We start from the raw sequence: 20,359 nt of genomic DNA, 5'->3' as shown, positions 1-20,359 counted from the left end.
GTCTGACGGACCGTGACCCTCGAAGCAGAAGTCGCCGCCATCATCCTGACGCTCGTCGTGCACGTCATCGGCGCGGTCGTCCTCGTCTGGGCGATGTTCGACGGCGACAACCGGCCGGACTGGCGCAGCCTCTGGCCGGACGACGAGGACGGTGGCGGCGGGCCTGACCCGATCGAGCCCGAGCCGATGCTCCCGGGTGGTCCCGACCTGCTTCCCGAGTCGGCGCCCGCGCGCATCCGTCTGCGCGAGCCCGGCCGCCTGGCCGACGCGCACCCGCGTCCCGCGCGCCGCCCCGACCACGCCCCGCAGCCGGCCCGCGTGCCGGAGCGCACCGGCGCCGAGTAGCTCGCGGGACCGGCCCAGGGCCGGTCCTCGGGCTCAGTCGTCGCCGTCGAGGAAGAAGTCGAGCACGTCGCCCGCGTCGCGCGGCCCGCGACCGCGTCCGCGACCCTTCGGCCCTTGCTGCGGCTGTCCCGAGGCCCCCGGTCCGCCGCCCGCCTCGTTGCGCGCCGCCGCGAGCTCCTGCTCGACGACGCCGCGCTTGAAGTCGCTGACCTGCAGGCGGCGCTCGAGGTACGGGATCGCCTCCGCCGGGCGGCCGAGCCGGCGGAGCGTCGCACCGAGGTTGTAGAGCGCGAACGCGTAGTACTGGTCCTGTGGCGTGCTCTGCAGGCCGGCGAGCGCCCGCTCCAGCAGGGGCAGCGCCTCCGCGTAGCGCCCCTGGTTGAACAGCGCGAACCCCGCGTCGTTGAGGGCCTTCGGGTCCTCGCCCGGGGCCGGGGCCTCGGCGGTCGGGGTCGGCTGCGGCGTGGCGGTCGCCGTCGGCTCCGGGGTCGGCGTCGCGGTCGGCTCGGGCGTCGGGGTCGGCTCGGCCGTCGTGTCGGCCCGCTGCTCGGTGGTCGCGCCCGCGCCGCCGTCCGCCTCCTCGCCACCGGAGGCGAGCACGGCCGCACCGGTGCCGAGCGCCAGCAGGACGGCCGCGACCGGCACGAGCGTCCGGGCGCGCGAACCGCCGCCCGCGCGCGCGGGCGGGTCGGGCGGCGGTGCCGCGGGAGTGCCGGCGCCGCGGCGCGGCGGTCGCGGCTCGCGGGCGGCGACGACCCGCGGTGCGGTCGGCTCGACGTCCCACGCGGCGGTGGCCCCGTCGTCGGTGTCCGGGTCGAGGTCGGGCGCCGGGACCGGCACGGGCAGCGGGGCTCGCGGGCGCGGACGGCCGCGGGCGGCCATCACGGTCGTCGCCTCGTCCCCGTCGTCGGCGTCGAGGGCTCGCTCGAGGTCGGCGACCAGCGCGCGGGCGGACGGCGGCCGGTCCTCCGGAACGGGGGCGAGCGCCTGCGCCAGCGCGGCCTTCACCGGCCCGGGCAGCGACGGGTCGAGCTGCCCGTCGGGCGGGCGCGTGCCGGTCAGCAGCTGGTGCGCGACGACCCCGAGGGCGTAGCGGTCCGTCGCCGCGGTGGCGGTGCCCCCGGTGCGCTGCTCGGGGGCCAGGTAGGCGGCGGTCCCGACGACCAGCCCGGTCTGCGTCACCGACGCGTTCCAGGCGGCCTTGGCGATGCCGAAGTCGCCGACCGCGACGCGGTCGCGCTCGTCCAGCAGCAGGTTGGCGGGCTTGACGTCCCGGTGCACCACGTCGGCGGCGTGCGCCGCGTCGAGGCCGTCGGCGGCCTCGCGCAGCCAGCGCAGCGCCGTCGCGGTCGCAGGCAGCCCGTCGTCGCGCAGGCGGTCGGCGACCGTGCCCCCCGCGTAGAGGGCCATCACGAGGTAGGCCTGCCCGTCGTGCTCGCCCGCGTCGTAGACGGTCACCACGTGCGGGTGGCCGCTCAGCCGCGCGGCGGCGCGCGCCTCCCGGGTGAAGCGGGTGCGGGCGTCGTCGTCGGCGGCCAGCGCGGGCGAGAGCACCTTGACCGCCACGTCACGGTCCAGGAGGGTGTCGCGAACGACCCACACCGCGGCCATCCCGCCGTTGGCCAGATGGCGCAGCGGGCGGTAGCGTGCAGGCAGCTCGAGGGGGAGATCGGCGGAACCCATCGACCGCAAAGCTTCCCACTGCGGGTCCTCGCTACACTCCTTCGCCTCATGGCAAAGGTCTGTCACAGCTGCGGGAAGGGTCCCGCCTTCGGCCAGAGTCGAAGCCACTCGATGGTCGCGACGAAGCGCCGGTTCGATCCGAACCTCCAGAAGGTCCGGGTCCTCGTGGGCTCCGCGCCGCGCCGCGTGTACGTCTGCACGCGCTGCCTGAAGGCCGGCAAGGTCACCAAGGCCGCCTGACCCGACCGCCCGTCGGCGGTCCGGTTCCCATGTCCGATCGCAGTCTCGTCCGGTTCCGGGCCGTCGTCGAGGGTGCCCTGGCGCACCTCGAGTCGCGGCGGTCGGAGATCAACGACCTCAACGTCTTCCCGGTCGCCGATGGCGACACGGGCGACAACATGGCGCTCACGCTGCGCGCCTGCCTCGAGGAGCTCGACGCGCTCGCCAGCGAGGGCGAGGGCCTGATCGACGAGATCGGGCGCACCGAGATCACCGAGCGCGTCGCGCGAGCCGCCCTGCTGGGCGCGCGCGGCAACAGCGGCGTGATCCTCTCCCAGCTCGTCCGCGGCGCCGCGGAGGAGCTCATCTCCCGTCCCGGCGAGCTCATCGACCCGGTGCTCGTCGGTGCCGCGATGGCCCGGGCCGCCCAGCGCGCCTACGACTCGGTCCGCGAGCCCGCCGAGGGCACGATGCTCACGGTCATGCGCGAGATGGCGGCGCGCGTCGCCTCCGAGCTGGCGCACATGCCGGAGACCCGGCTGGGCTCCGACTGGGATCCTGAGAAGCAGAACGCGCTGATCGCCGACGTCCTCGAGCGCGCGATCGAGGCGGGCGAGGAGTCCGTCCGCCGGGGCCCCGAGCTGCTGCCCGCGCTCAAGCAGGCCGGGGTCGTCGACGCGGGCGGGTACGCGGTCACCGTCATCTTCGCGGGCGTCGTCGCGGTCCTCCGCGGCAACGACGCGCCGCAGCTCACGCGGCACGTCGCCCCGGCCCGCATCACGCAGCCCGAGCACGAGAGCTCGACGTTCCGCTACTGCGTGAACTTCGCGGTCACCGGCAGCGGCCTGGAGGCCCAGCGGTTCGTCCCGGAGCTCGAGGCGATCGGCGACAGCGTCCTGGTCGTCGGCGACGCGGTCACCCTGCGCGTCCACGTCCACACCGACGAGCCCGAGCGCGCGACCGGCGTGTTCGCCGGGATCGCGGAGACCTCGCGGCTGGACGTCGCCGACATGCACGCGCAGGTCGTCGACCGCGAGGCGCGACTGGCAGCCAGCGGTGACGGCGGCACGATCGGCGGCCCGGACGGCGACGCGGCCCCGGAGCGGACCCGCTGCGGCGTCCTCGCCGTCGTCGCCGGCGACGGTCTGCGCGGCCTGTTCGCGAGCCTCGGCGTGCACCCGCTCGACGGCGGCGCCACCCTCAACCCGTCGACCCACGAGCTGCTCGCGGGCATCCACGAGATCGCGGCCGACGAGGTCGTCCTGCTGCCCAACAGCCCCAACGTGATCATGGCCGCCGAGCGCGCGGCCGAGCTCGCGGAGAAGCCGGTCCGCGTCGTGCCCACCCGCTCGCTGCAGGCCGGGCTCGCCGCCGCGTTCGCGTCGCTCGCCGATCTCTCGGCCGACGAGAACGCCGCCGCGATGGCGGACGCCGTCGAGGACCTGCGCACCGGGGCGGTCGCGCCCGCCGCCCGCCAGGACCCCGACGGCCGCTTCGGCATCGGCGACGCCGTCGGCTTCGTCGACGACCAGCTCGTCGCCTGGGGCAGCCCGCAGGACACCTTGCGGGACGTCATGGCCCGGCTCTCCGACGGTGCCGAGCTCGTCACCTGCATCGCCGGTGAGGGGGCCCCGTTGGACGACGCCACCGTCGCCGGGCTCGCGCCCGACGCGATCGAGCTCGAGCAGCCCCGCGGCGGGCAGCCCGCCTACTGGTGGCTGCTCAGCGCCGAGTGAGTCCGCGGCGCACCTGACGGTCCGCCCGGGCCGCCATGATCGCCACGATGTCCGTCCCGCCCCCTCCGCGTCGCCTCGCCGACGGCCGGCTGCCGTCCCGCGCCGAGCTGCTCGCGGCACCGGTGCGGTGGCGGCGTCCGGCGGTGCTCGCCGCCGCGCCGCAGCTCCCGTACGAGAAGGCCCGGGAGGCCGCGACGGCGCTCGGCCTGACCACGGTCGGACGGCTGCTGGAGCACCTGCCGCGCGACCGGCGCGAGGCGCGCACGGTCGCCGGGCTGGTCCCGGGCGAGATCGCGACCGTCGTCGTCGAGGTCCGCACGATCACGACGCGGCCGGTGCGCCGCCGCGGCATGAAGCCGCTGGTCGAGGCGACCGTCGCCGACGAGACCGGCCCGATGAAGGTCGTGTTCTTCAACCAGCCGTGGCTGCAGTCGAAGTACCCAGTCGGCACGCGGCTCGTGCTGCACGGCGAGTTCGAGGCCCGCAACCGCTTCAAGGTCCGCTCGCACGCCCCGACGCTCGAGGCCACCGCCTCCGGGGACGTCGTCGCGCACTACCCCGCCACCGAGGGCCTGTCCTCCACGCAGATCCTCGCGCTCGTCCGCGCGCACCTCGCGGCCGCCGCGGACGCCGACGAGCCGCTCCCGGGCCTCCTGCGCGCCGCCGAGCAGCTGCCCGACCGCTCCGCCGCGCTCGTCGCGGCGCACGTCGGGGACGCCGAGGGCGGCCGTCGGCGCCTGGCGTTCGACGAGCTGCTCCTGACTCAGCTCGCCTACCTCGTCCGGCGGCGCACCCGGGAGCGGGCCGCTCGCGCGACCGCGCTGGACGGACCGCCGACGCTGACGGCCCCGTGGCTGTCCGAGCACCTGCCCTTCACCCCGACCGGGGACCAGCAGCGGGCGATCGAGACGCTGTCGGGCGACCTCGCGCGCGAGCAGCCGGTGCAGCGCCTGCTCATGGGGGAGGTCGGCTCCGGCAAGACCGTCGTGGCGCTCCACGCGATGCTGCGTGCCGTCGAGCACGGCACGCAGGCCGCGCTCATGGCCCCGACCGAGACGCTCGCCGAGCAGCACTTCGCCACGCTCCAGGCGCTGCTGGGCGGCTGGGGCGAGCTCGCCGTGCCGGTCGCGCTGCTGACCGGCTCCACGCCGGCGGCGCGCAAGCGCGACGTGCTCGGCAGGCTCGCCGACGGGCAGCTGGCGATGGTCGTCGGCACGCACGCGCTGATCGAGGAGCCGGTGCGGTTCCAGCGCCTGACCGTCGCGGTCGTCGACGAGCAGCACCGCTTCGGGGTCCGGCAGCGCGCCGCGCTCGACGCGAAGGCGGGGAGGGCCCCGGACGGCACCCCGTTCGCCCCGCACGTCCTGCACATGACCGCCACGCCGATCCCGCGGACGCTCGCCCTGCTCGGGTACGGGGACCTCGACGTCACCGTCCTGCGCGAGCTGCCGCGCGGCCGCAAGCCGATCCGCACGCACGTCGCGTCCGGGGACCGGGAGCGCGCCCGCGCCTACGAGCGGATCCGCGAGGAGCTCGCGGCGGGCCGCCAGGCGTTCGTCGTGTGCGCGCTCGTCGCCGAGAGCGACGCCCTGGCCGCCCGTGCCGCGACCGCCGAGTTCGAGCGGCTGCGCGACGGCGAGCTGCGCGACCACCGCGTGTCGCTCCTGCACGGCCAGATGCGCCCGGCGGAGAAGCGCGCGGCGATGGAGGCGTTCGCCCGGCACGAGTCCGACGTGCTCGTGGCCACGACCGTCATCGAGGTCGGGATCGACGTCCCCAACGCGACCGTGATGCTGATCGAGAACGCGGAGCGCTACGGCATCAGCCAGCTGCACCAGCTCCGCGGCCGGGTCGGTCGGGGTGAGCACGAGTCGCTCTGCCTGCTGTTCGGGCCCAAGGACGCCCCGCGGCTCAGCGCGCTCGCCGAGCACACGGACGGCTTCCGGCTCGCCGAGATCGACCTCGAGCTCCGCGGTGAGGGCGAGCTGATCGGCACCCGGCAGTCCGGCCTGGCGAGCTTCCGGGTGGCGGAGCTGCCCGCGGACGCCGACCTGCTGGACCGCGCCCGGCGCGTCGCCGAGCGGCTGATGGACGAGGACCCGGAGCTCGACGACCCGGTGCACGTGCTGCTGCGCGACGCGCTGCACCGGTCCCACCCGCAGCTCGACGCCGTCCCGATCCCGGCATGAGGGTCGTCGCCGGCATCTACGGGGGCCGCCGCCTGCACGCCCCCCGGGGCGACGGCACCCGACCGACGTCCGACCGGGTACGGGAGGCGGTGTTCAGCGCGCTCGGCCCGCTCGACGGCGCCGTCGTCCTCGACCTGTTCGCGGGCACCGGGGCGCTGGGGATCGAGGCGCTGTCGCGCGGGGCGGCCCGCGCCCTGTTCGTCGAGCAGGACCGGCGCGCGCTCGCCGTCCTGCGCCGCAACCTCGCGGACCTGAGCGTCCCGGCGCCAGCGGCGCAGGTCCGCGGCGGCGACGCCCGTGCGGCGCTGCGAACCGCACGGGAGAGGGGGGACCACTACAGTCTCGTCTTTCTCGACCCTCCGTACCGGCTGGCGCCGGCGCTCGGGGACGAGCTCACCGACGGCCTCACCGGCCTCCTCGCTCCCGGCGCGCGCGTCGTGGCCGAGATGGACCGGCGGGCCCCGCTGGAGCTCGGACTGCCGTGCGTGCTGGACCGCCGCTACGGCGACACCCTCATCCGCATCCACAGCGCCACCACATGACTCCGCCCGCGAAGAAGATCGCCGTCTGCCCCGGCAGCTACGACCCGATCACCAACGGCCACCTCGACGTCATCTCCCGGGCCGCCGGCCTGTTCGACGAGGTGATCGTCGCGATCGTGAACAACTCGGTCCGCAAGAGCCGGACGCTGTTCTCGCTCGAGGAGCGGACCGCGTTCATCGAGCGCGCGACCGCCGACCTCGGCCTGCAGAACGTGCGCCCGCTGCCGTTCAACACGCTGATCGTCGACTTCGCCCGCCAGGTCGGGGCGCAGACGATCGTGAAGGGCCTGCGCGCCATCTCCGACTTCGAGTACGAGTTCGAGATGAACCAGCTGAACCGCCGTCAGGCTCCGGAGATCGAGAGCTTCTACCTGATGGCCAGCCCGCAGTACTCGTTCCTCAGCTCCAGCGGCGTGAAGGAGCTCGCGACCTTCAACGGCAACATCGACGGGCTCGTCCCCGAGCACGTCAAGGCGCGGCTGCTGGAAGAGCTGTCCCGCGGGTGAATCGTTGCGGCGCGAACGATTTGCGGCGCGACATGTCTAGACTCGACGGCGCGTGGGCAGGAACCCCCTGCCACGCGGCGAACTGAAGGGTTGCTATGGACGTCCTGGTCCTCATCGACAAGCTCGACGATCTCGTCCACAACGCCAAGGGCGTGCCCATGACCGATCAGGTCCGGGTGGACAAGGAGGAGATCTACGACATCCTCGATCAGATGCGCGCGACGATCCCCGAGGAGATCAAGCAGGCGCGTTGGATCGTCAAGGAGCGCCAGGAGATGCTGGCCGAGGCCAAGCGCGAGGCCGAACGCCTCGTGAAGGAGGCCCGGGAGCGCGGCGAGCGGCTGGTCTCCGAGGAGGAGATCACCAAGCAGGCCGAGCGCGCCGCCGAGGACATCATCGAGGACGCGCGCGCCCGCGAACGGGAGATCCGCCTGGGCGCCGAGGACTACGCGGACGAGATCCTCAACACGCTCGAGGTGAACCTCTCGAAGTTCATCGGGGCCGTCCAGCGTGGCCGCGAGCGGCTGCAGGGCAAGAGCGAGGAGCTCGACGACGAGGCCGCCTGAGACCGCGGCCCGACGCGGGCCGTAGTCTCTGGGACGTGCCGGGCATCTACCGCCACGTCCCGCCCGAGCGCGAGCCCCGCGGCCCGCAGCTCCCCGGTCCGACGCGACCGGACCGCATCTCGATCTGGCCGGTCGAGGTCGACCGCTTTGGCATCGACGTGCTCTTCCACGGCGCGGCGGGCTTCCGCCGCGCCGAGGTCATCGACCGCCAGCTCCGCGACGCCGGGGTGACGGTGTCGCTCCGCCAGGACGGGGTCGACGCGTGGATCGTGCGCTTCGGGCCGGTGTCGCGCGACGAGATGCTCGAGGTCCTCAACGGCTACGTCTGGTGACGTGGACGCCGACGGCCTCTACGCGCTGCCGCTCGACGCGTTCGTGGCGGAGCGCGCCGCGGCCGTCAAGGCGCTGCGCGCGGAGGGGCGCCGTGACGAGGCTGTCGCGGTGGCCGCGCTGCGCAAGCCGACGGTCGCGGCGTGGGCGGTCAACCGGCTCGTCCGCACCGCGCGCGACGCCGTCCGGGACCTCGTCGCGGCCGGCGACGGCCTGATCGCCGCGCAGGACGCGCTGCTGGCCGGGACCGGGGACCGCGCCGCGACCCGGACGGCGACGCGCGAGCTGCGGTCCGCCCTCGCCGTGCTGGGGGAGCGCGCGACCGCCCTGGAGGTCGGTCCCGGGGTCGTCGACCGCGTGCGCGAGACGTTCCAGGCCGCCGCGGTCGACCCCGCGGCGCGCGAGACGGTCCTGGCCGGCCGGCTCGTCCGCGAGCTGCGGTACTCCGGCATCGCGGCCGGGGTCGGCGCGAGCGCCGCGCCGGCGCGCCCGGCGGCGCGCAGCAGCGTGGCGGCGACCGCGGACGCCGGCGGGACAGCGGTCGCGTCGGGTGGGACCGGTCGGGCGGCCCGGACCGGGCGTGGGGCGGCGCCGCGTGGAGCGGCGGCCGCGCGCGAGGGTCAGGCGGCGGGTGAGGCTGAAGCGGCAGGCCAGGCGGCGGCCGCGCGCAAGGCGGCGGCCGCGCGTGAGGAGGCGGCGCGTGAGGCGGCGGCGGCGCGTGAGGCGGCGGCCGCGCGTGAGGCGGCGGCGGCGCGTGAGGCGGAGGCGGCGCGTGAGGCGGCGGCCGCGCTCCGGGGCGCGGAGCGGGCGCAGCGGGACGCCGACCGGGCGCTCGAGCGTGCGCGTTCCCGACGCGACCGCGCCGCCGCGGCCCTGGTCACCGCGGAGGACGAACTGGCCGCGGCCCAGGCGACCGCCGCCGCGGCGCGGGACGCCGCCCGCGCCGCCCGCGAACCCTGAGCCGGACTGTCCATCTCCCGCCCCCAGAGGGGCCGGAGATGGACAGTCCGGCCCGGGTTCTCGCTCGCGACGGGCCGAGGTCAGGCCGGCAGGGTCGTCGCGGCGCGGACCCGTGATCCGTTGCGCCCGCGCTCGACGCGCAGCTGCGTCGGGATCCGCTGACGCAGCTCCCCGACGTGGGAGACGACGCCGACGGTCCGGCCGCCCTCGCGCAGCGCGTCGAGCGCCTCGAGCACGCCGTCGAGCGTGCCCTCGTCGTCGAGCGAGCCGAAGCCCTCGTCGACGAACAGCGTCTCGAGCCGCACGCCGCCGGTCTGGGCGGCGATCACGTCCGCGAGGCCCAGCGCCAGGGCCAGCGAGGCCATGAACGTCTCGCCGCCCGACAGCGTCGACGGGGACCGCGTCGTGCCGTTCCAGTGGTCGATCACGACGAGGTCGAGGCCGCCGAGCGACCGTCCCTTGGCGGTGTCGTCGGCGTGCTCCAGGGCGTAGCGGCCATCGGTCATCTCCAGCAGCCGGTCGGTCGCGGCGGCCGCGACCTCCTCGAGCCGTGCGGCGAGCACGTACACGCTGAGGCTCATGTTCAGCCGGTTCGCGGCGCCGCGCCCGGTCGCGAGCTCCGCGAGGTCGGTCAGCAGCGCGCGCTGCTCCAGCAGCGGCCGGCTGTGCTCGATCGCCGCGGTCAGCCGCTGGGCCAGGCCGCGCAGCTGGCCGCGACGGCTCACCGCCGCCTCGCGCAGTGCGAGCGCGTCGCCCTCCGCCGCCTTCGCGGCCCGCCATGCGGCCGCGGATGCCTCGACCGCCGCGGGCGGCTGCGCGAGTGCCGCGACGAGCTCGGGCCGCCGGGCGGCCGCGCGCCGCTCCACCAGCCCGGTGTCGTACGTCTCGATGCGCGCGTCGAGCTCCGCCAGCTCGGCGGTGGACAGGAGGGCCGCCCGCAGCGCGGGGAGGTCGTCGAAGCCCGCAGCGCCCGCCGCGTCCGCCGCCGCGTCCTGGGCGTCCTGTGCCTCGCCGGTGGCGCGGACCGCGGCAGCGACCGCGCTCGCGGCCTCGTCGGCGGTGGTCGCGGCCTGCGTCAGCGACGCGACGCGAGCGGTCAGGGACGGTGCCCCGGCACGGGCGGCACGGACCCGTGCGAGGTCGGTCTCGAGTGCCGCGCCGCGGGCGTCGGCGTCGGCCGTCAGGGCCGCGTGCTCGAGCGCCGCGGCACGGATCCGCTCCTCGAGCGCCGCGACCGCCGTGCGGCGCTCGCCGAGCTGCTCGGCCACGGCACCCGCCTGCGCCGCGGTCGCGGTCGCCTCCGCCACCGCCTGCGCGGCCGTCTCCGCCGCGGCCCGGAGCTCCGGCAGCGGCGCGGCGCCCGCGGCCCCCGTCGCGGCGGCGAGGTCGGCGCGGATCGTCGCGAGCTCCTCCGCGCGACGGTCGCGCACCGCGGTCAGCTCGTCGGCGTGCCGCGCGGCCGCCTCGACCGCGTCGGCGTCCACGGACGCGTGGTCGTGTGCGGGGACCGGGTGCTCGGTCGCCCCGCACACCGCGCACGGCTCGCCGTCGCGCAGGCGGGCGGCGAGCACGGCGGCCATGCCGTCGAGGTGCTGGCGCAGCAGGGTCTGGTGTGCCTCGCGGGCCGCCACGGCCCGTTCGCGCGCGTCGGTGTGGGCGAGCTCCGCGGTCCGGACCTGCTCCTCGAGCGCGTCGCGGCGCGCGGCGTCCCGCGAGCGCACCTCCGCGGTCCCCGCGGTCTCGCGGAGCGCGTCGAGCCGGTCACCGGCCGTCTGGGCGTCACGGTCGCGCGCCTCGAGGTCCGCGACCGCCGCGCGCGCCGTGCGCAGGCGCTCCTCGTCGGCGGTGCGCTCCCGCGCCAGCGCGTCCGCACGACGGCGCAGGGCGTCGACCGCGAGCCGCTCGGACTCGACCTGCTCCTCGATCGGCAGCAGGGCGGACGCGCCGCCCGCGTCGGTCCGCAGCCGGTCCGCGAGCGCTCCGAGCGCCGGGGCCACCGTGGCGAGGTCGTCCAGGGCGGGGAGGGGGACGTCGGCGCCGCGCGCGGCGGCGAGCGCGTCCCGGGCCTCCTGCCCGGCCGCGGAGGCGCGGGCGGTCCGGTCCTCCCAGGCGGCGACGAGTGCCTGGGCGGGCGCCGCCGCCCGGGCCGCGTCGCGGCGGGCGCGCGCAGCGTCCCGCGCGTCGGCCCGCGCCTCCCAGGCGGCGAGTGCCTCGGCGGCGGCGCGCGCCTGCGCCTGACGCTCGTGCAGGTCCCGGGCAGTGGCGTGGGCCTGCTCGGCCGCCTCACGGGCCGCGACGGCCTGCGCGAGCGCCTCGGTCGCGGTGGTCGCCTGCGCCTCCGCGACGACGGCCTGCTCGGAGAGCCATCCCTCCGCGGCCGCCGGGTCGCGCTCCGCGTCGAGGGGCGGTGCGGCGAGCGTGCCCTCCGGGGCGGTCGCGACGACGTGCGCCGCCGCGCTCACCACGTCGCGGATCGCGCGGACCGCCTGCTCCGCCGCGCGCACCGCGTCGACGCGGCGCCCGTCGAGCCAGCGCTCCAGGTCCCCGAACCGGGCGACGTCGAACAGCTCGCGCAGCAGCGGCTCCCGCTCCTTGGTGGGGGCGTGCAGGAACCGCTGGAAGCCGCCCTGCGGCAGCAGCACGACCTGGCAGAACTGGTCGCGCGTCATGCCGAGCGCGTCCTGCAGCTCCTGCCCGACCTCCTCGTGACGGTTCGCCAGCAGTGTCACGGACCCATCGGGTTCCACGGCCTCCAGCCGGACCTCCGCCTTGGCGAGCGTGCGCCCACCGCCGCGCAGCGCGCGCCGCTCCTGCTCCGGGCGGCGCGTCACCCGCAGCCGCCGACCGCGCACCGTGAGCTCCAGCACGACCTCGGTCGGCTCGTCCAGCTCGGCGTGGTCGGAGCGCAGCCGCCGGATCCCGCGCGTGCCGGGCACCTGGCCGTAGAGGGCGAAGCAGATCGCGTCGAGGATCGCGGTCTTCCCGGCCCCGGTCCGCCCGGTCAGCAGGAAGAGGCCGGCCTCGTTGAGCGCGTCGAAGTCGACGACCTCGCGCGCGGGGAAGGCCAGGAAGGCCCGCAGCTCGAGCCGGTGCAGCCGCACTACGCCGCGACCTGCTCGGTCCGGTGCGCGACGAACGCCTCGTCCAGCACGCGCGCCTCCTCCGCGGTCGGCGCGACCCCGCGGACGTCGGTGACGAACCGCGCGACGAGCTCGCGGTCGTCGAGGCCCTCCAGGCGGGCCGCGTAGGAGCCCTCGGGACGCGGCGCGGCCCCGACGGGCTCGAAGGCCAGCGCGACCGCGTGCGGGAAGCGGGCCCGCAGCCGGGCCATCGCGTCGCGCGGGGTGACCGCGTCGGTGAGGGTCGCGTGGACCCAGGCGGGCTCGTGCACCGCGAGCGCCGCGTCGCGCAGCAGCTCCTCGAGCGTCCCGCGGAGGCTGGCCAGGGGCCGCCAGACGGGCAGCGGCACGAGGTCGCAGGTGGTGCCCAGCGGCAGCACCTCGACGACCGCGCAGGACTTCGGCCGGGTGGCCTCGGGGAACGAGAACGGCACCAGGGAGCCCGCGTAGCGTCCCGCCGGCCCGGCGGTCTGGGGCGCGTGGAGGTGGCCGAGGGCGACGTAGTCGATCCCGGCAAACGTGCCGGCCGGCACGCAGGCGCTGCCCCCGACCGCGAGGTCCCGCTCGCTGGGCGACGCGTCCGCGCCGGAGACGAAGGCGTGCGCGGTCACCGCGGTCGGGCGCGGGGCCGGTCCGCGCGCGGCGAGGTCGGCGCGCACCCGGTCCATCGCCGCGCGCAGCACCGCCTCGTGCGTGCGCGCGGGCGCGCCGAGCACGGTGGCGGTCAGGTCGGGCTCGAGGTAGGGGAGCGCGTAGAGGAGCCCGTCGGCGACCGGGATCGGGGTCGCCACGTCGTCGACGCGGGTGCGGACGTGCACGCCGCCGCGCTCGAGGATCCGGGCCGCGAAGCCGAGCCGGTCGACCGAGTCGTGGTTGCCGCTGATGACGACGACCGGGCACAGCTCGCTCAGCCGGGCGAGCGCCTCGTCGGCGAGCCGGACCGCGTCGACGGGCGGGAGCGCGCGGTCGTACACGTCCCCGGCGACGACGACGGCGTCGATCGAGGCGTCCCGCGCCACGTCCACGAGCGTGTCGATCGCCCGCGCCTGGGCGTCGAGGAGCGGGTCCCCGTGGAAGGTCCGGCCGAGGTGCCAGTCGGCGGTGTGGAGCAGGCGCATCACCCCGAGGATGTCGCTCGCGCCGGACGCGATCTGACGGTCCTGCAAGCGCGCGTGCACGCGCGCGCCGGAAGGGCCTAGCCCCGGCCCTCCAGGCGTGCCTGCCGCGTCCGCCACCAGCGCCACAGGCCCTCGAGCTGGTGGTGCAGCGGCTGGGCGCTGGGCTTGCGCTCGCGGATGCGTCCGAGCGCGGCGTCGGGCTCGATCCCGAACCGCACCGACAGCGCGGCGGCCGCGACCGTGGCGGACCGCTGCCAGCCGGCACGGCAGTGCACGTACACGATCTCGCCGCCGTCGAGCCACGGCACGATCTCGCGGGCGCCCTGCTCCAGCGCGCCGGGGAGGACCTCGCCGTAGTCGATCAGCTGCAGCCGGTGCTCGAGGATCCCGTGATGGGCGTACGCCTCGTCGACGGCGAGCCGCTCGCCCTCCTCGTACTCCGCGTCCTCGCAGAGGTTCAGGACACGCGTGACGCCGAGCTCCTCGCGCAGGCGCGCGACGTCGGCGGCGTCCAGCGGGTAGGCGCCGGTCGCCAGCCGCTCGTCGACCAGCGCGAACCCGTACCTCTCGAACCAGTCGGACACGCCGTCAACGGTAGCGTTCGGGGCTCGATGTCCACGGAGCCGCTCGCCGAGGCACTGCAGGAGGCCGGAGGCGTGCGCGCGCCGCGGGAGCACCACGCGCGGCTGCGTGGCCTGCTGTCCGCGGCGCTGGGCGCCGGCGCGGACGAGCTCGCGCTCGCGCGCTCGGGGCAGCGCTCCCCGGTCCCGGTGGGGATCGCCGCCGACGGTTCAGGCCTGCTCGCGGTCGCCCCGGTGGACGCCGCGTTGCGCGCCGATCCCGCGGTCCTGCCGGAGCGCGGCTGGCTGCTCGTCGCCGCGCTCGTCGGGGCGCTCGCCGAGGCCGGCGCGGCGGTGACCGAGCTGCGCGCGGGCGGCCTGGACGGTCGTCTGGTGCTGCGGGCGCCGGGCGCGGGGGAGCCGGAGGACGCGGAGCTCGCCGTGCTGGCGTTCGACGAGCAGGTGGCCGCGATCGACCGCCTGCGCGCGCGGGCGCTCGCGCTCCCGCCGGAGCTGCTGGCGACGGGCGAGCTGCGCGCCCCGATCGGCCCGGCGCACCCGCTGCTGGTCGCGGCGACGGTCGCCGCGCACGGCGGCCGGCCCGCCGACCCGGCGTCGGTCGCCGAGCACGAGGACGACGTGCTCGCCGCGCTGGCGGCGCGCGCGGCGGCGTCCGGGGTCGCGGCACCGCGGCCGCACGAGGACCCGGATCCGGTCCGGCGGGTGGCGCGCCGGATCCTGCAGCGCCTCGACGGGATGGGGAAGTGGGGCGGGTACCACACGGAGTTCAGCCATCTGGCCCGCGGGTTCGCCGGCAACGAGCGGGCGTTGGCGGAGGCGGTCGGCGAGGCGCTGCTGGCGGCCGAGGTGCTGCGCGAGAAGCCGAGCGTCGGCCAGCGGCACGTGTTCCTCAACCCGGGCCGGGCAGGGGACATCCGATCGGCGATCGACGACGGCGTCCTGCCCGCTGACGTGATCCTGCCCCCGGCGGAGTGATTGGATACGTCGGGTGAACGTTCTCGGACAGGTGAGCGGCAAGCTCCACACCGTCAAGACGCTCGTGGAGGTCGGCATGGTCCGGCCCGCGCGCCCCGACCGGCTGGTGCGGGCCGGTCTCGCGCTCGCGAAGTGGGGGCCGACCCCGGCGGCGGGCTACTCGGCCAGCGCCGCCCGCTACCCGGACGAGCCGGCGATCATCGACGAGCTCGGCACGCTGACGTTCGCGGAGGTCGCCCGCCGGTCCAACGCGCTGGCGGATGCGCTCGCCCGCCGCGGGGTCGGCGAGGGGGACGGCATCGCGATCATGTGCCGCAACCACCGCGGGTTCATCGACATCACGGTCGCGTGCTCGAAGCTCGGCGCCAACGCGCTGTACCTGAACACGATGTTCGCTGGCCCGCAGATCACGGACGTGTGCGCCCGCGAGGCGCCGAAGGTGATCGTCTACGACGAGGAGTTCGCGGAGCTCGTCGCCGACGCCGTGGCGGACCGTCAGGCCGTCGTCGCGTGGACGGACGGGGAGACGGCGCACGCGGTCCCGACGCTCGAGGAGCTCATCGCCTCCGGCAGTCCGGCGGACCGCACGCCGCCGTCGGAGAAGGGCCGCGTGGTGATCCTGACCTCGGGCACGACCGGCACGCCCAAGGGCGCGAACCGCAAGCAGCCGGACTCGCTGGACCCGGCTGCCGCGCTGTTCTCGAAGATCCCGCTGCGCGCGCGGGAGAACACGCACATCGCGGCGCCGATGTTCCACTCGTGGGGCTTCGCCCACTTCACGCTCGGGATGGGCCTCAGCTCGACGCTCGTGCTGCGACGCCGGTTCGATCCGGAGGGCGCGCTCCAGGCGGTCGCGGAGCACCGCTGCACGGCGCTGATCGTCGTGCCGGTGATGCTGCAGCGGATCCTGGAGCTGCCGCGGGAGACGATCGCCCGGCACGACACGGGCTCGCTGCGCGTGATCGGGGCGTCGGGCTCGGCGCTCCCGGGCGAGCTGGGCATCCGGGTGATGGACACGTTCGGGGACGTCCTCTACAACCTCTACGGCTCGACGGAGGTCGCGTGGGCGACGATCGCGCAGCCGCAGGACATGCGGGTCGCGCCGGGAACGGCGGGCAAGCCGCCGCGCGGGACGATCGTGCGGATCTACGACGAGCAGGGACGGCCGGTGCCGGCGGGAGCCACGGGCCGGATCTTCGTCGGCAACGAGATGCTGTTCGAGGGCTACACCGGCGGGGGCGGCAAGGACGTCATCGACGGCCTGATGTCCACCGGGGACGTCGGGCACTTCGACGAGGGCGGGCGCCTGTTCGTGGACGGCCGTGACGACGAGATGATCGTCAGCGGCGGCGAGAACGTGTTCCCGCGCGAGGTCGAGGACGTGCTGGCCGACCACGAGGCGATCGACGAGGTCGCGGTGGTCGGCGTGCCGGACGAGCAGTTCGGTCAGCGGCTGAAGGCGTTCGCCGTGGTGTCGGAGGGCAAGGCGGTCACCGAGGACGAGCTGAAGGCGCTGGTGAAGGCGAAGCTCGCGTCGTACAAGGTGCCGCGCGAGATCGTGTTCCTGGACGAGCTGCCGCGCAACGCGACCGGCAAGGTCCTCAAGCGCGAGCTGAAGGACGAGTAGGCGGAGGAGGCGGCCCCGTGGCCGCCGTAGCGGGCCCCGCTACGCCTGCGGGTGCGGAGGCGGCCCCGTGGCCGCCGTGGCGGGCCCCGCTACGCTTTCCCCGTGGGCCAGCACACCGACACGTACGACCTCGCGACGTTGAAGCTCAGTCCCGGCGAGGGCCGGCGGCTGGACGGGATCGACGTCGCGCTGGAGCCGTTGGACTTCGGTGGCACGGTGTACGCGGTGGAGCCGGCGGAGATCCCGGTGACCGTCGACGTGTCGCGGATGACGGGCGGCGGCTATGCGCTGCGGCTGCGGTTCGGCGCGGCGTTGAGCGGCCCGTGCATGCGCTGCCTGCAGCCGGCGCGTCCGGAGACGGTGGTCGATGCGCGGGAGGTCGACGTGCCGGGCGAGACCGACGACGACCTGACGAGCCCGTACATGACGGGCGAGGTGCTGGACATCGCGTCGTGGGCGCGCGACGCGTTCCATCTGGCATTGCCGCCGTCGGTGGTGTGTCGGGCGGACTGCGCGGGTCTGTGCGCGGAGTGCGGCATCGACCTCAACACGGCCGAGCCGGGGCACCATCACGAGCGCGGACCGGATCCGCGCTGGGCGAAGCTGCGCGAGCTCGACCTGTCGTGACGGCGCGCCGGGCGTCCTAGAGGAAGACGCCGCTGGGCAGGTAGGGGCTCATCGGCCCGGTGCGCCCGCGGGTGAAGACCGCGCCGTCGGGGGACAGCGGCAGCCGGGCGGCGAGCACGACCTCGTAGGCCCACTGCTGCGCCCCGGTGAGGAAGTCGACGTGGACGGTCGCGCCGCTGGTGCCGCCGAGCAGGCAGCTCCAGAGGAGGTCCTGCGCGGCGGCGGGGGTCCGCGCGGCGAGGACTGTCGGGGAGCCGTCGGCGTCGCGGACGGCCCAGCCCTCCCCGTCGAGCACGACCGGCACGCCGCCGTAGAGGGCGAGGCCGTCGAGGTCGTCGGCGTGGGAGGCGCCGCGCACGTGCCGGGAGACGTCGCGGGCCGCGGCGCGCAGCGCCGGGTCGTCCCAGGTCGTCTCGCGGGCGCGGAGCGAGGCGGGGTCGGGGGCGGCGTGCCGGTCGACGATGCCGCAGGCGGCGAAGGCGGGCTGCAGCGCGAAGCCGGCGAGCGCGTAGCGGCGCATGGCGCGCGGGTCGAGGGTGGAGGCGATGATGCCGCCGTGGCAGCCGTCGGCGTGCGTGAGCGCGGCGTCGAGCACCCGGCGGCCGATGCCCTGGGCCTGCAGCCCGGGGGCGACGCCGAACAGCGACAGGCCCCAGACGCCCTCGCGGCGCAGGGCGAGCGCGGTGGCGACGGGGCGCCCGTCCAGCTCGGCGGTCCAGCAGCCGCCGGGGTCGGTGGCGAGGAAGCGGCGCATGCGTGCGCGGGCGCGCTCGGCGGCCTGCTCGGTGTCGGCGTCGGAGCGGAACTCGACGGGGATGTACGCGCTGATCGCCTCCCAGGCGAGGGCGGCGCAGACCTCGACGTCGTCGTCGGTGATGGGGCGGATCACGGGGGTGGGGGACACCGGTGGGAGTCAAGCAGTCGTCGCGGAGCGCTTTGGTCTACTCTTCCCTGTTCGTTATGGCCGTCCCGAAGCAGAAGCAGTCGCACAGCCGCACGACGAAGCGCCGCGCGCAGCACAAGATGGCTGCTCCGGTCTTCAACGCGTGCCCGCAGTGCCATTCCCCCCGTCGTCCCCATCGGGTCTGCCCGAACTGCGGGACGTACAAGGGCGTCGAGGTCGTCGCGCCGGACGCGCACGACCACGATCACGACCACTAGCCTCCGCGGCCCGGCCTGAGCGTGCCGGACCACGTCACCGTCGCGGTCGACGCCGGCGGGGCCGATCTCGGTCCTGCGGAGGTCGCCGCGGGAGCCGCGATCGCCGCCGAGCGCGGTGTCCGCGTGCTGCTGTTCGGGGACGCGTCGAGGATCGACTCCGTGCCCGCGGGCGTGGAGGTCGTCGACGCGCCGCTGTCGATCGCCAAGGAGGCCGATCCGGCCCGGGCGGTCCGCGGCAATCCGGAGTCGTCGATCGTCCAGGCGGTCCGCGCGGTCGCCGACGGGCGCGCGGACGCGTTCGTCAGCGGCGGTTCGACGGGAGCGGCGCTGGCTGCGGGCCTGTTCACGCTGAAGCGCGGCCGCGGCATCCACCGTCCCGCGCTGGCGCTGCCGATCCCCGTGCCGGGCGCCCCGGTCACGCTGCTGGACGTCGGCGCGAATGTCGAGGTCCGCGACGACCATCTCGTGCAGTTCGCGTTCATGGGCGCGGCGTTCGCCCAGACCGTCCTGGGGGTGGAGCGCCCGCGCGTGGCGCTCCTCTCCAACGGCGAGGAGCCGACGAAGGGGACGGAGACGGTGGTCGCCGCGCACGCGGAGATCGCGCGTCGCGCGCAGGGCTCGCCGCTGTTCGAGTTCGTCGGCAACGTCGAGGGGACGGACCTCGTGACCGGGGCGGCGGACGTGGTCGTCACCGACGGCTTCACCGGCAACGTCGCGCTGAAGCTCGTGGAGGGGGTCTCGCAGATGATGATCGGCGCGATCCGCGACGTCGCGACGAGCACGCCGCGCGCGAAGGCGGGCGGCCTGCTGCTGCGTCCGGCCCTGCGCGGCTTCCGCGACGAGATCGACCCGGAGGGGCCGGGGGGCGCGTACCTGCTGGGCCTGCGCCGGCTGGGGGTCGTGCCGCACGGTCGCTTCACGCGGTTCGGCTTCTCGCAGGCGATCCTGCTGGCGGCGCGCGGCGTGTCCGGGGACGTCGTCGGCCGGACGCACGGGGCGCTCCAGACGGCCGGTGCGCTGCGTGCGCGTCCGGGCGCCGCGGGCGGGGAATCCCCGCAACGTGCGGGCTCTTCCGGCGATGATTCGGCCCCGTCCGATTCCTCGTCTACGGTGTCCGCGCCATGACTCGTGAAGAGGTCTTCAACCTGATCCGCGACCACCTCGCGGACGAGATCGACGTCGATCCGTCGGCCGTCCTGGAGGAGAGCCGCTTCAAGGAGGACCTGGCCGCCGACAGCCTCGACCTCTACACGCTCGTGCAGGAGCTCGAGGACTCCTACGGGGTGAAGATGACCGACGAGGAGGCGTCCCGCATCCTCACGGTGGGACAGGCCGTCGACTTCGTCCTCGAGCGCGCTGCGGCGTAGCTCCCGATGGAGCTGCTGCGCGAGCTGCTGGAGTCCCTGCCCGACGACCTGTCGCGGCAGGTCTTCACGCACGCGTCGTGGACCGAGCGGTCCGCGGACTCCTACGAGCGGCTGGCGTTCCTGGGGGACTCGGTCCTGGGGCTCGCGATCACCTCGCACCTGTATCCGCGCCTGGAGGCCGAGCGCTACGGCGCGGGCCGGCTGACGAAGATCCGGGCGCAGACCGTGTCGGGCCCGGCGTGCAAGCGCGTCGCCGAGCGGCTCGACGTGCCGGACCGGATGCGCGCGGTCGCGCCGGCGGGGCAGGGCCGCAGCGCGGTGGCGCTCGAGACCGAGCGGGTGCTGAGCTCGGTGACCGAGGCGGTGATCGGGGCCTGCTACCTCGTCAACGGCTACGAGCGCACGGCCGAGGCGGTCGTCGAGGCGTTCGCGCCGGAGCTCGAGGACGCGCTCGCCAACCCCGTGGACTTCAAGTCCACGCTGCAGGAGCGGCTGGCCCAGCGCGGGGCGGTCGTCGTCTACGCGGTCACCGGCGAGCACGGGCCGCCGCACGACCGCACGTTCGAGGTCACCGCCTCGGTCGCCGGCGCCACCGTCGGCACCGGGACGGGCCGGTCGAAGAAGCAGGCCGAGCAGGAGGCCGCGCGCGCGGCGCTCGACGGCCTGGACGCGGCCCGCCGGGTCGCGACGTCCCGGGAGGACAGCTGA

The 20,359-nt window shown here is 75.9% G+C and carries 21 protein-coding genes; 16 read left to right on the top strand and 5 right to left on the bottom strand.

Annotated elements, in window-relative coordinates; all coding sequences use genetic code 11:
• The first annotated feature begins 12 nt into the window (after positions 1–12).
• A complete protein-coding gene (locus C7Y72_RS17350) occupies positions 13–345 on the top strand; it encodes a hypothetical protein (protein WP_107570467.1) in 333 nt (110 codons plus the stop codon).
• Between the two features lie 33 nt (positions 346–378).
• Here C7Y72_RS17350 and C7Y72_RS17345 read toward each other — a convergent pair whose 3' ends face one another.
• Positions 379–2,028: a serine/threonine-protein kinase gene (locus C7Y72_RS17345; RefSeq protein WP_107570466.1), complete on the bottom strand. Its 1,650-nt coding sequence runs from the start codon at positions 2,026–2,028 to the stop codon at positions 379–381.
• A gap of 48 nt (positions 2,029–2,076) precedes the next feature.
• Between C7Y72_RS17345 and rpmB the strand changes: the two genes are divergently transcribed.
• From rpmB to C7Y72_RS23455, 8 genes are all read left to right on the top strand, one after another.
• A complete protein-coding gene (gene rpmB, locus C7Y72_RS17340) occupies positions 2,077–2,268 on the top strand; it encodes a 50S ribosomal protein L28 (RefSeq protein ID WP_107570465.1) in 192 nt (63 codons plus the stop codon).
• Positions 2,269–2,297: 29 nt separating this feature from the next.
• Complete coding sequence (locus C7Y72_RS17335; RefSeq protein ID WP_107570464.1) at positions 2,298–3,983, top strand: DAK2 domain-containing protein; 1,686 nt, start codon at positions 2,298–2,300, stop codon at positions 3,981–3,983.
• 47 nt (positions 3,984–4,030) lie between these two features.
• Positions 4,031–6,172 carry an ATP-dependent DNA helicase RecG gene (gene recG, locus C7Y72_RS17330; RefSeq protein WP_107570833.1) on the top strand — a complete coding sequence of 714 codons (2,142 nt, stop codon included), beginning with the start codon at positions 4,031–4,033 and terminating at the stop codon, positions 6,170–6,172.
• Positions 6,169–6,714 (top strand): 16S rRNA (guanine(966)-N(2))-methyltransferase RsmD, encoded by a 546-nt coding sequence (gene rsmD / locus C7Y72_RS17325; RefSeq protein WP_107570463.1) that lies wholly within the window; start codon positions 6,169–6,171, stop codon positions 6,712–6,714. Before recG ends, rsmD begins: the two co-directional genes overlap by 4 nt.
• Positions 6,711–7,220, top strand: coding sequence for a pantetheine-phosphate adenylyltransferase (gene coaD / locus C7Y72_RS17320; RefSeq protein ID WP_107570462.1), 510 nt, complete (start codon positions 6,711–6,713; stop codon positions 7,218–7,220). The genes rsmD and coaD overlap by 4 nt, the downstream gene beginning before the upstream one ends.
• Positions 7,221–7,315: 95 nt before the next feature.
• Positions 7,316–7,786 (top strand): ATPase, encoded by a 471-nt coding sequence (locus tag C7Y72_RS17315; protein ID WP_107570461.1) that lies wholly within the window; start codon positions 7,316–7,318, stop codon positions 7,784–7,786.
• Between the two features lie 35 nt (positions 7,787–7,821).
• Positions 7,822–8,118: a hypothetical protein gene (locus C7Y72_RS17310; protein WP_107570460.1), complete on the top strand. Its 297-nt coding sequence runs from the start codon at positions 7,822–7,824 to the stop codon at positions 8,116–8,118.
• A 1-nt stretch (position 8,119) separates the two neighbouring features.
• A complete protein-coding gene (locus tag C7Y72_RS23455) occupies positions 8,120–9,076 on the top strand; it encodes a hypothetical protein (protein ID WP_158276912.1) in 957 nt (318 codons plus the stop codon).
• Positions 9,077–9,156: 80 nt separating this feature from the next.
• On the opposite strand, the gene C7Y72_RS17305 is transcribed toward C7Y72_RS23455, so the two are convergent.
• The 3 genes from C7Y72_RS17305 to C7Y72_RS17295 all read right to left on the bottom strand — a co-directional run bounded on the left by C7Y72_RS17305 (position 9,157) and on the right by C7Y72_RS17295 (position 13,897).
• A complete protein-coding gene (locus C7Y72_RS17305) occupies positions 9,157–12,177 on the bottom strand; it encodes an AAA family ATPase (protein WP_107570459.1) in 3,021 nt (1,006 codons plus the stop codon).
• Positions 12,177–13,313 (bottom strand): exonuclease SbcCD subunit D, encoded by a 1,137-nt coding sequence (locus C7Y72_RS17300; protein ID WP_107570832.1) that lies wholly within the window; start codon positions 13,311–13,313, stop codon positions 12,177–12,179. The genes C7Y72_RS17305 and C7Y72_RS17300 overlap by 1 nt, the downstream gene beginning before the upstream one ends.
• A gap of 77 nt (positions 13,314–13,390) precedes the next feature.
• Positions 13,391–13,897: a protein-tyrosine phosphatase family protein gene (locus C7Y72_RS17295; RefSeq protein ID WP_158276911.1), complete on the bottom strand. Its 507-nt coding sequence runs from the start codon at positions 13,895–13,897 to the stop codon at positions 13,391–13,393.
• A gap of 27 nt (positions 13,898–13,924) precedes the next feature.
• On the opposite strand from C7Y72_RS17295, the gene C7Y72_RS23450 reads away from it, so the two are divergent.
• The 3 genes from C7Y72_RS23450 (at position 13,925) to C7Y72_RS17280 (ending at position 17,123) form a co-directional block, all read left to right on the top strand.
• Positions 13,925–14,869, top strand: coding sequence for a hypothetical protein (locus C7Y72_RS23450; RefSeq protein WP_158276910.1), 945 nt, complete (start codon positions 13,925–13,927; stop codon positions 14,867–14,869).
• Between the two features lie 31 nt (positions 14,870–14,900).
• Positions 14,901–16,496, top strand: a complete 1,596-nt coding sequence (locus tag C7Y72_RS17285) for an acyl-CoA synthetase (protein ID WP_233243917.1) — start codon at positions 14,901–14,903, stop codon at positions 16,494–16,496.
• A 102-nt stretch (positions 16,497–16,598) separates the two neighbouring features.
• Entirely contained in the window at positions 16,599–17,123 is a 525-nt protein-coding gene (locus tag C7Y72_RS17280; protein WP_199224001.1) for a YceD family protein, read from the top strand.
• 16 nt (positions 17,124–17,139) lie between these two features.
• Here C7Y72_RS17280 and C7Y72_RS17275 read toward each other — a convergent pair whose 3' ends face one another.
• A complete protein-coding gene (locus C7Y72_RS17275) occupies positions 17,140–18,027 on the bottom strand; it encodes a GNAT family N-acetyltransferase (RefSeq protein WP_146175432.1) in 888 nt (295 codons plus the stop codon).
• A 56-nt stretch (positions 18,028–18,083) separates the two neighbouring features.
• Here C7Y72_RS17275 and rpmF point away from each other — a divergent pair, with 56 nt between their 5' ends.
• The 4 genes from rpmF to C7Y72_RS17255 are packed head-to-tail and all read left to right on the top strand — an operon-like array spanning position 18,084 to position 20,359.
• A complete protein-coding gene (gene rpmF, locus C7Y72_RS17270; protein ID WP_107570454.1) occupies positions 18,084–18,284 on the top strand; it encodes a 50S ribosomal protein L32 in 201 nt (66 codons plus the stop codon).
• 21 nt (positions 18,285–18,305) lie between these two features.
• Positions 18,306–19,409, top strand: coding sequence for a phosphate acyltransferase PlsX (gene plsX, locus C7Y72_RS17265; RefSeq protein ID WP_107570453.1), 1,104 nt, complete (start codon positions 18,306–18,308; stop codon positions 19,407–19,409).
• A complete protein-coding gene (gene acpP / locus C7Y72_RS17260) occupies positions 19,406–19,651 on the top strand; it encodes an acyl carrier protein (RefSeq protein ID WP_107570452.1) in 246 nt (81 codons plus the stop codon). The genes plsX and acpP overlap by 4 nt, the downstream gene beginning before the upstream one ends.
• A 6-nt stretch (positions 19,652–19,657) precedes the next feature.
• On the top strand, positions 19,658–20,359 hold the full coding sequence (locus C7Y72_RS17255; protein ID WP_107570451.1) for a ribonuclease III family protein: 702 nt from the start codon (positions 19,658–19,660) through the stop codon (positions 20,357–20,359).

The sequence above is a fragment of the Paraconexibacter algicola genome (genome assembly GCF_003044185.1).
GTDB lineage: Bacteria > Actinomycetota > Thermoleophilia > Solirubrobacterales > Solirubrobacteraceae > Paraconexibacter > Paraconexibacter algicola.
Note: the sequence above shows the minus strand (reverse complement) of the source record. Positions and strands in the feature narration are given on the sequence as shown.